We start from the raw sequence: 9,697 nt of genomic DNA on the forward strand, positions 1-9,697 counted from the left end.
CCTCCAGGCGTAATGCGGCCTCCCCCGTGAGGCGGAGAGGAACCTCGAATCCGCGCCGTGCGACCGCCTTCCGGCGGGGCACCGAACCCCTCCGTGGGCGGGCGACGACCCGGGATGCCGACAAGCACAGTGGAGCGGCGCAGGAACGGAACGCGACGCCGCTCTCAGGAGAACCAGCCATGAAACAGTTCACCCGCCGCATCGGGGACGCGGCCGCGCACCGGCCAAAGCTCACGATCGCCGTCTGGGGGGTCGTCGCCGCTCTTCTGCTGGCTCTGGCCGGTACGGTCGGCGGCCCTTTCGCCGACGACCTCGTCGCTCCGGGCAGCCAGAGCGAGAACGCGATGGAGCTGCTCGAGGAACGTTTTCCCGAGGCGGCCGGGGGCAGTGCCCTGGCGGTGTTCGCCGTGGCGGAAGGACAGCGACTCGAGCGTCACCGCGACGCCGTCTCCGCGGCGGTCGCCCGCATCGAGGGCGTGGAGCACGTCGCCACCGTGACCGATCCGTTCACCGCCGGCACCGTGTCGCCCGGGGGACGCATCGGCTTCGCCGAGATCACCTTCGACGTGCCGGCGACGGAGGTCGGCACGGAGGCCCTCGCCGCGATCACCGACCAGCTGCGGCCGGCGCGGGACGCCGGTCTCGTGGCGGAGCTCGGCGGCGACGCCGCGTTCATCAACGCCGAGGCGGCGACTTCGGGCACGGAAATGGTGGGCCTGCTGGCGGCGCTGGTCGTGCTGGTCGTCGCGTTCGGCACGATCGTGGCCGCACTCGTCCCGATCGTGCTCGCCCTGGTGACCGTCGCCGCCGGGGTGGGTGGCATCGTGCTGCTGGCCAACGCCATGGACGTGTCCTCGGCGGCCCCCACGATCGGGGCGATGATCGGTCTGGGTGTGGGCATCGACTACGCCATGTTCGTCGTGGCCCGCTACCGCGAGAACCGCGCGGCCGGCCAGGACGATCCCACCGCGCTCTCGAACGCGATGGGATCGTCGGGCACCGCGGTCCTGCTCGCCGGGGGCACCGTCGTCGTCGCGATGCTCGCCCTCGTGCTGACCGGCCTGGGTTTCCTGGCCTCGATCGGTCTCAGTACGTCCCTGGTAGTGCTGTTCGCCGTGGCGAGCGCCCTGACACTTCTGCCGGCGCTGCTCACGCTGCTCGGCGGCCGCATCGACGCGGGGCGGGTCCTGGGGCGCAGGCGCGCCGCCCGGCATCCCCGGGACACGGCCTGGTGGCGCCTCGCCCACCGCGTCTCCGGCCGGCCGTGGCCGTACCTGCTCGTCGCCGCGGCGGTGCTGCTCGTGCTGGCCGCGCCGGCGCTGTGGATGCGGACGGGCTTCCCGGACGCCGGCGACGACTCGACCAGCACCACGCACCGCCGTGCCTACGACCTGCTGGCGGAGGGATTCGGCCCAGGGGTGAACGCCCCCCTGCTGCTCGTCGCCGACCTGCGCCGGCCGGGCGCGGACCTCGACACCGTCCGCGCGCTGGCCGGGCGCGTCGCCGCGGACACCGGCATCGCCACGGTCGGCGACCCACAGATCTCTCCCGCCGGGGACACGGCCGTGCTGCACGCTCTCCCCACCACGGCCCCCGCGGACACCGCGACGTCGGAGACCCTCGCGCGCATCCGTGACCTCGTCCCCGGCAACGTCGCGGTGTCGGGGACGACCGCGCTGACCGACGATCTCACCAGGCAGCTCGCCGACACCCTGCCGATCTTCATCGCCGCCATCCTGGCCGCGTCGTTCCTGCTGCTGATGGTGGTGTTCCGGTCTGTCGTGCTGCCGTTGAAGGCCGCCCTGCTGAACCTGTTGTCGATCGGCGGCGCGTACGGCGTCGTCGTCGCCGTGTTCCAGTGGGGGTGGCTCGGGAGTTTGTTCCGCCTGGAGGGGACGTACCTGATCGCGTCGCCGCTGCCGACGATCTTCTTCGCGGTCCTCTTCGGTCTGTCCATCGACTACGAGGTGTTCCTGCTCTCACGGATCCGTGAGGAGTACGACGCCACCGGGGACAACGCCGAATCGGTGGCCCGCGGCATGGCGGGAACGGGTCGCGTGATCACTTCCGCGGCACTGATCATGACGGTGGTGTTCCTCAGCTTCGTCGCCAACCCCTCTCCGCTGGTCAGGATGATGGGTCTCGGGCTGGCGGCGGCGATTGTGCTCGACGCGACGATCGTCCGCATGGTGCTGGTTCCCGCCGCGATGGCGCTGCTGGGCCGGGCGAACTGGTGGCTACCCCGCTGGCTCGACCGCCGGCTGCCCCGGGTGGGCTCAGGCGGTGCCGGCCTCCCACGGCAGTGCGAGCCCGTGCTCGCCGTGCCTGCCGACCTGGTGAAACGCGACTGACCGATGGTCCACAGGCACCGGCACACCAGCCGGGAGGAGCCTGCCGGGCTGCACGACTCCGGTTACGTCTCTGTCACGGAAACCTTCTGGTCGGTCCGGCCCGGCGCCCACATCTTCGTCGTCGCGACGGTGAGCCGAAACGGCGGCAACGGCCCGCGCCTGCGCCTGTCTGCCGACCCCACAGGCGAGGGGACCACGGCCTGCACGCGCGCGCAGACGCTGGACCACCTGGCCACCCGCGCCGCCCGCTGGGCAGCGGGCGCCAGGGCTACCGCGGTGACCGGTCTCGTCCTCACCAACGCCGGGCTCGTCCTGATCCTGACTGGCTTCGGCTGACCCGGCGCCCCAGGGGCACCGCACCCACCGAGCGGAGTCGTCGTGTGCGCCAGCTCCACCCGCGGGGCGAGGCCGGTCAGGACTCCGACAGCGACCATGATTGTTGTCCGGCGAGTGGCGCTTGTCCGCGGACACAGCCGTCAGCCGTCAGCCGTCAGCCGTCAGCCGTCAGCCGGCCACCGTCGCCGGTCAATGAAGGAGATATCCGCAGGCGACTCCTGGGCGTGCCGCTGGCAAGCAAGTCGCGGGAGGATCGGCCGTATGACATCAGGTAGGCAGCTTTTTCTGGACGTCGCCGCATCGGCTGCGGCGCTGCTGCGCGATCCGGCGGTCGCCGCGTCGTGGGAAACAGACAGCGCGTTGGCTGAATTCCGCGTCAGCGGGCTGACCGCGCACCTGGCCTGGCAGATCACCATCATTCCCCGGCTGCTCGCCGAAAAGCCACCGGACGAGGAACCCGTCGCTCTGTTCGACCACTACACCACCCAGGCGGTGTGGATCGGCGCGCCCCTGGACGACGACCTCAACGTGACCATCCGCCGCCTCAGCGAGGAGATGGCCGCGGACGGTCCGGGCGCGCTGGCGGCCCTGGTCGACGCCGCCATCGGTGAGCTGCGCGACCTGCTGCCAGCCGAGCCTGCCGGGCGGATCGTGAGCCTGGAGTCGATGGTGCTGTCCCTCGACGACTTCCTGACCACCCGCACACTGGAGATCGCCGTGCACTCGGACGACCTGGCGGTAAGTGTGGGCGTGCCGACACCGGAGCTGCCGGCCCCGGCCGCCGACACGGTACTCGCCCTGCTGACCCGTCTCGCGGTGCACAGGCACGGGCCCACGGCCGTCCTGCGTGCGTTCAGCCGCGCCGAGCGTGCCCCCGCCACGATTACGGCGATCTGAGCGGCGGGTAACCCGACGCGGGCGGCCGGATGTCGCCGTGAACCGCGCAGGCGTTCGGCAGGCGTGCCGGCGCCGACCGAATATGGTCGTGCGTCATGCGGAACTCGTTCTGTTCGTACTGCGGCACGAAGTACCAGCCTGATGTGGCGTGGCCGCGGGTGTGCGCTGGCTGCGGCGAGACAACGTGGCTCAATCCGCTTCCGGTGGCGGTGGCGTTGCTGCCCGTCGTGGAACCTGACGGCGGACGCGGTCTGGTGGTGGTGCGCCGCGACATCGACCCCGGCCGTGGCGAGCTGGCGCTGCCCGGCGGTTTCATGGAGCTGGACGAGGCCTGGCGCGACGCCGTCGTTCGGGAGCTGAGCGAGGAGACGGGAATTACCGAGCAGGCGGCGGATGTCCGCCTGTTCGACGTGCACAGCGGGAACGACGGCCGGTTCCTGCTGGTGTTCGGTCTCCTGCCGGAACGGCGTTGGGCCGAGCTACCGCCGGTGATCGCGACGAACGAGACGGCCGAGTGGCTGGTCGTCACGGAGCCGCGGCAGCTCGTGTTCCCGACCCATACCGACGCGATGGCCTTCTACTTCGCGCGAATCGAGGGGCAGGTGTCGGCCTCCGCCTCCTGAAGCTCGTTCAGGGCCGTCCTGGCGGGGTCCCGGACCAGGGATCATTCTGGGGCGAGCTGTGCGGCCGGGGGTGTGGTGCTGGCGGTCAGTGTCCGGGCGGTGCGGGCGACACGCCGGCTGATGCGCCAGCCCTCCGTGGTTCGGAGGAAGATGTCCTCGTAGCTACCGATCACATCGACCCAGTTCGCCGGATCGTCGGGAGTTACCAGGAGGACGCCGTGGACGTAGGACCGGACGGCCGCCCGGTCCCCGTCGATCCTGATGGCGATGTTCGATATGCGGTGGAACGTCGGGCCCATGTTCTCGTGGGTCCGTGCCATGACCTCGGTGAGCGCGTCGGCGCCGGTGAACTGTCCGAAGGAGCCGTAGTCGGCCTCGACGTCGGGCGTCCAGCAGGTTCGTAACAGTTCCCAGTCTCGTTGGTCGATTCCCGTGGCGTAGCGGACGACCACGTCGCTGATCTGCGCGTGGTCTTCCTGGAAGTTGGACACGGCTACCTTCCTGTCTTTCCCGGGTCAGCAGGCTATCCCCGGCCGGCGGTGCCGTGGTTGGTCTGCGTCTGGGTGTACGGGCTGGCCTGGTCGGCGGCGTGCCCGGGCCGGGGCTGCAGCAATCTGATGATCATTTCGACGGTGCGTTCCACGGGACGGCTCCGTGCCGTGGCCGCGGACAGGAGGGTACGGGCCAGGATGGCGCCGAGCAGCATGTCGAAGACGTCGTCGGGATCGACGTCCGGGTCGATGCTGCCGGGCGGTGCGGCGCGGAGGATGTCCTGGAACTGTGGCCGTGCGGAGACCCGTAGGTAGAGATCCGGCGGGCGGGGCCGGCTGGACGCCTGGTGGTGGGCGAGGAGACCGGCCGCGGCCGCGCGGGACGCGGGGGCGCTGAAGGCTGCCAGGTAGGCGCGGACGAACCGGCGGATGTCTCGGCGGAGGTCTCCGGTCGGCTGCACGCTCGGCGGGCTGAGCCCGGGGAAGGTCGCTTCTTCGATCAGCTCGATCCGTGACTCCCAGCGACGGTAGATGGCCGAGGCGTGCACGCCGGAGTGTGCCGCGACGGCCTGGATCGTGGTCGCGTCGAAGCCGCGTTCCACGAGGAGCTCGCGGGTCGCCGCCAGCGCGCGTTCGTCGATGCTCGTGTCGCGCGGGCGTCCTGGGCGGCGAGCAGGCTCTGCCATGCCCGCGATCGTATGGTCCGAGCGTTCCAGCCGGCACCGCTTCCCCCAACTTCCAGGACAGCGTCTCCCGAAAAATTTCAGGACGATGTCTTCTATAACTGGTTTGGTGTCGCTACAGTCCCGTGACGGGAACATGTCCTGGTCGCGGACGAGTGGAGAGCCGATGAGAGCCGCTGTGCTGCGGGCGGGAGTCGTCGAGGCCCGGGTTGTCGACGACCCGGTGCCGGGGCCGGGCCAGCTGCTGGTGCGGTCGCTCGCGTGTGGGATCTGCGCGTCGGACATCCACTTCATGGACCACCTGGAAGCGGGCGTGGACGACGACAGCGGGATGTCGACCTACGACCGTGATGTCGACATCGTCATGGGCCACGAGTACTGCGCCGAGGTCGTCGACCACGGCCCCGGCACCGAGCGGCGGATCCCCGTCGGCACCCGGGTGAGCTCGCTGCCGGTGCTGTCCACGGCCACCGGGCGGAAGATCATCGGGCAGAATCCGGAGTCGCCCGGCGGGTTCGGTGAGTATCTCCTGCTCGACGAGGCCATCACCCGTGTCGCGGTCTCCGAGCTCCCGAGCGAGATCGTGTGCATCGCCGACGCGATCTCGGTCGGCTGGTCGGCCGCCTCCCGGGCGCGGATGACGGCGAAGGAGGTGCCGCTGGTCATCGGCTGCGGGGCGATCGCCCTGTCCGCGATCGCGCGGCTGAAACGGCTGGGGGTCGGGCCGATCCTGGCGGTGGACTTCGTCGCCTCGCGTCGCGAGACCGCGCTGGCCATGGGAGCGGACGTGGTCATTGACCCCGCCGAGGTGTCCCCGTACCAGGCCTGGCGTGACGTGGCCTACGGGTCGCCCGAGACGATGAGGGAACTGATGGCGGTCGCCGGACTGCCGGGATGCGTCGTGTTCGAGTGCGTCGGTATTCCCGGTGTCCTGGATTCGATCATCAAGGGCTGCGAGCGCAACACCCGGATCTTCTCCGTCGGAGGTCCGCCGGACGGCGACCACCTGCACACCCTTACCGCCAAGCGGAAAGGCATCAACATCCAGTTCGGGGGCGGCCCGTCGATGCGGCACTGGGACGAGGCCTTCGAGGCGGTCTGCTCGGGCGACCTCGACGTCACACCGATGCTCGGCCGGACCGTCGGGCTCGACGAGGTTCCCGAGGCGCTCAACGCCTCCCGCGACGCCAACGGACCGGTCCGCATCGTCGTCGTGCCCTGAACCGGGTTCCGCACACGTTCGGAAGGACTGATGGATGAGTGAGATCGAGGAGCTGCGCGCCGCTGTCGAGACGCTGGCGGCAAGGGTCCGGCTGCTGGAGGACCAGGTCGAGATCATGCAGCTCGTCGCCCAGTACGGGCCCGCCGTCGACAGCGGGTCGGCCACCGCCACGGCGGAACTGTGGACCGAGGATGGCACCTTCGACGCCGTTCCTCACCTTCGGATGCGAGGCCGGGGTGACATCGTCGACATGGTCAACGGCGGCCACCAGAGCCTGATCCAGGGCGGCTGCGGCCACGTTCTGACCGTCCCGCACATTTCGGTCGAGGGGGATCAGGCGACCGGCCGCAGCTACGCGCTGAACATCCGCTGGGACGCCGACGCCGACCGGTTCCGGGTGGCCCGCGTCTCCGCCAACACCTGGCGCTGGACGCGTACACCGCAGGGCTGGCGCATCAGCGAGCGGGTGAACGCCAACCTCGACGGCACCCCCGAACACCGCGCCATGCTGGCCCCACGCCCACCTGCCGCCGGCGACCCGCCGGCCGAGGGCCAGCACGCACACAGCCTGGAGGATCGATGAGGATCGGATTCGTCGGGCCGGGCCGGATGGGCCGGCCGATACTCGACCGGCTGACGGCCGCCGGCCACGACGTCACGGTGCTGGTGCGCCGCCCGGAGGCCAGGGCAGCGGCCGAGGCCGACGGGCTGCGCTGGGCGGCAACCGTGGCGGAGACCGTCCATGACGCGGATGCGGTGTTCATCGTGGTGCTTCGGGACGACCAGGTCAGGCAGGTGTGCCTCGGCCCGGACGGGGCCATCGCCGCGATGAGGCCGGGGGCGACGCTCGTCCAGCACACGACCTGCGATCCCGCGACGGCGTGCCTGCTCTCCGAGCAGGGAGCGGGCCGGGGGATACGGGTCCTTGACGCTGCGCTGTCGGGTGGCCCGCACGACATCGCCGCCGGCCGCCTCACCCTGTGGGTGGGTGGCGACGAGGTACTGCTGGACGAGATGCGACCGGTCCTCGGGGTGTACGCGTCGCCGATCATGTTCGTGGGGGAGCTGGGTAACGGTCAGCGGGTCAAGCTCGTCAACAACGCGCTGTTCGTCGCGCAGGTGGGTCTTGCGGTCGACGCGGTGCGCCTGGCGGGTTCGCTGGGAATTGAGGAGACGGCGATCCTGGCGGCCGTTGCGCACGGCAGCGGCGCCAGCCGTGCCCTCGCGGTCGTCGCCGGTGGCGGGTCGGTGGACGCGGTACCCGGGCGCATCGGGGACCTCATGCTCAAGGATGTCACCGTGGTGCGCGAGGTCGCGCGGAGCGCAGGCGTGGATCTCGGGGTCATCGGGACGGTGCTGGCCTCCGACGCCGTCGAGACGAAGGTGCTCCGCCAGACCGGTGCATCCGCCCGGACACCCTGACCGCGGGCGCCGCCGGCGCCGCGGGCCGTCCGCCCAGGACCGAAAGGTGACAACAGTTATGACAGCCAAATACGGACCGTGGGGCATCATCGCTGGCGGGTCCGACGGAGTCGGCGCCGCGTTCGCGCACGAGATGGCAGCCCGGGGCCTGAACGTCGTCCTGGTCGCCCGGCGGGTTCCCGTCCTGGAGACGTTCGCCGAGGAGATACGGGCCCGGCACGGCGTCGAGGTCCGCACGGTCGCGCTGGACCTCAGCGTGCCAGGCGCCGTCGCATCGCTCGCGGACGCGACCTCCGACCTCGAAATCGGACTGTTCGTCTACAACGCCGGCGGCGACGACACCAGCACCCTCTTCCTCGACAAGGACCTCGACACCCATCTGAAGTTGATCCACCGCAACTGCGACAGCGTCCTCGAAGCCGCCTACCGTTTCGGCGGCCCGATGGTTGCCCGGCGGCGCGGTGGCCTGGTTCTGGTGACCTCCGGCGCGGCCTGGGCCGGCGGCGCGACGCTCGCCACCTACGGTGCCACCAAGGCCTTCGATCTCCTCCTCGCCGAGGCGCTCTGGGCCGAATGGCACACCAGCGGCGTCGACGTCCTCGCTCTCGTGCTCGGCAGGACCGACACCCCGTCCATGCGCCGCGTGTTCGACGCGAAAGGCGAACCCTACGGCGACGCCGCGGACCCGGCCGACGTCGCGAAGCAGGCACTCGACCACCTCGCCGACGGGCCCACCTGGATCTTCGGCAGCCAGAACCCCACCGGCGGCTCACCCTTCGGCGCGACAAGCCGTCGCGACGCCGTCCTCGTGATGAGCCGGGGATCATCCACGAGCAGCGCCAGCACAGGGTCCTGACACCACCCCGGGCCCGGGCCTGCCTCTGCCTGTAGCGGCCGGACGGTCAGAGGAAGCCTGCTGTTCTCGTTCGCGAATGGTCACAAACTAGCCCAGATGGCCCGAAATCATCGACGTCGAATCACGAGCCGGACTTTGGCTGCTACGGGCAAAGAGTTGGCCGAATGCGCAAAGACCTCCACGGTCCCACCCCCGATGATGTGTCGAGACGGCATCGCCGGTAAATCCAGGAGGGCAGGGGTGACGCTCATGCCCATGGAAGGGTGGAAGATGAATCGTGGGACGCGATTATTCGTCGCCGCTGTCGCATGCTGCGTGGCGCTTCTCCTGGAGGCCTGCGGCGGCGGCAGCGATCCCGCCGGGTCCGCGGGGTCCGCGGGGCCCTCGGGTGAGCCGGTGGCGGGTGGCGAAGGCCGGATCCTCACGTTGAGCGATCCGCGCACTCTGGATCCGGCAATCCTCGGCAACTCGTATGCGTCCGGCGGCTTCCTGGGCAATGCCCTGTACGGGACCCTGATGACCAACGATGAGGCAGACGAGGTCCAGTACTCGATGGCCGAGTCGTTCACCACGACCGACAACGGCAAGACCTTCACCCTGAAGCTGCGGCCGGGCCTGGTGTTCTCCGACGGCACTCCGCTGAACACCGAGGCCGTGAAGTTCAACTGGGACCGAACCAAGGACCCGGCCGTCGGCTCGGCCCACCGGTCGGAGGCGGCGACGATCGAGTCGTCCGAGGTGGTGGACGACGTCACGCTGAAGGTCACCCTGGTCACCCCCGTGCCGAGGTACGCCCTGTCCGTCCTCGCCTCCTCG

The 9,697-nt window shown here is 70.4% G+C and carries 11 protein-coding genes; 9 read left to right on the forward strand and 2 right to left on the reverse strand.

Annotation, left to right across the window (positions count from 1 at the left end):
* The first annotated feature begins 179 nt into the window (after positions 1 to 179).
* The 4 genes from E0504_RS28935 to E0504_RS28950 all read left to right on the forward strand — a co-directional run bounded on the left by E0504_RS28935 (position 180) and on the right by E0504_RS28950 (position 4,207).
* The gene (locus tag E0504_RS28935; protein WP_112107869.1) at positions 180 to 2,351 is read left to right on the forward strand and encodes an MMPL family transporter; all 2,172 of its coding nucleotides are present in this window, start codon (positions 180 to 182) and stop codon (positions 2,349 to 2,351) included.
* A 3-nt stretch (positions 2,352 to 2,354) separates the two neighbouring features.
* Complete coding sequence (locus E0504_RS28940) at positions 2,355 to 2,687, forward strand: hypothetical protein (RefSeq protein ID WP_112107868.1); 333 nt, start codon at positions 2,355 to 2,357, stop codon at positions 2,685 to 2,687.
* A gap of 261 nt (positions 2,688 to 2,948) precedes the next feature.
* Positions 2,949 to 3,584: a maleylpyruvate isomerase N-terminal domain-containing protein gene (locus E0504_RS28945; RefSeq protein WP_112107867.1), complete on the forward strand. Its 636-nt coding sequence runs from the start codon at positions 2,949 to 2,951 to the stop codon at positions 3,582 to 3,584.
* A 95-nt stretch (positions 3,585 to 3,679) separates the two neighbouring features.
* A complete protein-coding gene (locus E0504_RS28950) occupies positions 3,680 to 4,207 on the forward strand; it encodes an NUDIX domain-containing protein (protein WP_112107866.1) in 528 nt (175 codons plus the stop codon).
* Positions 4,208 to 4,248: 41 nt separating this feature from the next.
* On the opposite strand, the gene E0504_RS28955 is transcribed toward E0504_RS28950, so the two are convergent.
* Complete coding sequence (locus tag E0504_RS28955) at positions 4,249 to 4,698, reverse strand: nuclear transport factor 2 family protein (protein WP_071064894.1); 450 nt, start codon at positions 4,696 to 4,698, stop codon at positions 4,249 to 4,251.
* Between the two features lie 32 nt (positions 4,699 to 4,730).
* Positions 4,731 to 5,384, reverse strand: a complete 654-nt coding sequence (locus E0504_RS28960; protein WP_131626136.1) for a helix-turn-helix domain-containing protein — start codon at positions 5,382 to 5,384, stop codon at positions 4,731 to 4,733.
* 163 nt (positions 5,385 to 5,547) lie between these two features.
* On the opposite strand from E0504_RS28960, the gene E0504_RS28965 reads away from it, so the two are divergent.
* From E0504_RS28965 to E0504_RS28985, 5 genes are all read left to right on the forward strand, one after another.
* Positions 5,548 to 6,603, forward strand: a complete 1,056-nt coding sequence (locus E0504_RS28965) for a zinc-binding dehydrogenase (RefSeq protein ID WP_112107864.1) — start codon at positions 5,548 to 5,550, stop codon at positions 6,601 to 6,603.
* A gap of 34 nt (positions 6,604 to 6,637) precedes the next feature.
* Positions 6,638 to 7,186: a nuclear transport factor 2 family protein gene (locus tag E0504_RS28970; RefSeq protein ID WP_112107863.1), complete on the forward strand. Its 549-nt coding sequence runs from the start codon at positions 6,638 to 6,640 to the stop codon at positions 7,184 to 7,186.
* Positions 7,183 to 8,025, forward strand: coding sequence for an NAD(P)-dependent oxidoreductase (locus E0504_RS28975; protein WP_131626137.1), 843 nt, complete (start codon positions 7,183 to 7,185; stop codon positions 8,023 to 8,025). Before E0504_RS28970 ends, E0504_RS28975 begins: the two co-directional genes overlap by 4 nt.
* 58 nt (positions 8,026 to 8,083) lie before the next feature.
* Positions 8,084 to 8,881, forward strand: coding sequence for an SDR family oxidoreductase (locus tag E0504_RS28980; protein WP_112107861.1), 798 nt, complete (start codon positions 8,084 to 8,086; stop codon positions 8,879 to 8,881).
* A gap of 270 nt (positions 8,882 to 9,151) precedes the next feature.
* Positions 9,152 to 9,697, forward strand: a 546-nt coding sequence (locus tag E0504_RS28985) for an ABC transporter substrate-binding protein (protein WP_243657663.1), incomplete at its 3' end; no start/stop codon positions are given.

The organism is Parafrankia sp. BMG5.11, from assembly GCF_004337455.1.

Excerpts from the sequence above, each read along its gene's own strand:
- E0504_RS28980 (WP_112107861.1), top strand. The coding sequence starts at position 8,084 with ATGACAGCCAAATACGGACCGTGGGGCATCATCGCTGGCGGGTCCGAC.
- E0504_RS28940 (WP_112107868.1), top strand. The coding sequence starts at position 2,355 with ATGGTCCACAGGCACCGGCACACCAGCCGGGAGGAGCCTGCCGGGCTG.
- E0504_RS28970 (WP_112107863.1), top strand. The coding sequence starts at position 6,638 with ATGAGTGAGATCGAGGAGCTGCGCGCCGCTGTCGAGACGCTGGCGGCA.
- E0504_RS28965 (WP_112107864.1), top strand. The coding sequence starts at position 5,548 with ATGAGAGCCGCTGTGCTGCGGGCGGGAGTCGTCGAGGCCCGGGTTGTC.
- E0504_RS28935 (WP_112107869.1), top strand. The coding sequence starts at position 180 with ATGAAACAGTTCACCCGCCGCATCGGGGACGCGGCCGCGCACCGGCCA.
- E0504_RS28945 (WP_112107867.1), top strand. The coding sequence starts at position 2,949 with ATGACATCAGGTAGGCAGCTTTTTCTGGACGTCGCCGCATCGGCTGCG.
- E0504_RS28960 (WP_131626136.1), bottom strand. The coding sequence starts at position 5,384 with ATGGCAGAGCCTGCTCGCCGCCCAGGACGCCCGCGCGACACGAGCATC.
- E0504_RS28950 (WP_112107866.1), top strand. The coding sequence starts at position 3,680 with ATGCGGAACTCGTTCTGTTCGTACTGCGGCACGAAGTACCAGCCTGAT.
- E0504_RS28975 (WP_131626137.1), top strand. The coding sequence starts at position 7,183 with ATGAGGATCGGATTCGTCGGGCCGGGCCGGATGGGCCGGCCGATACTC.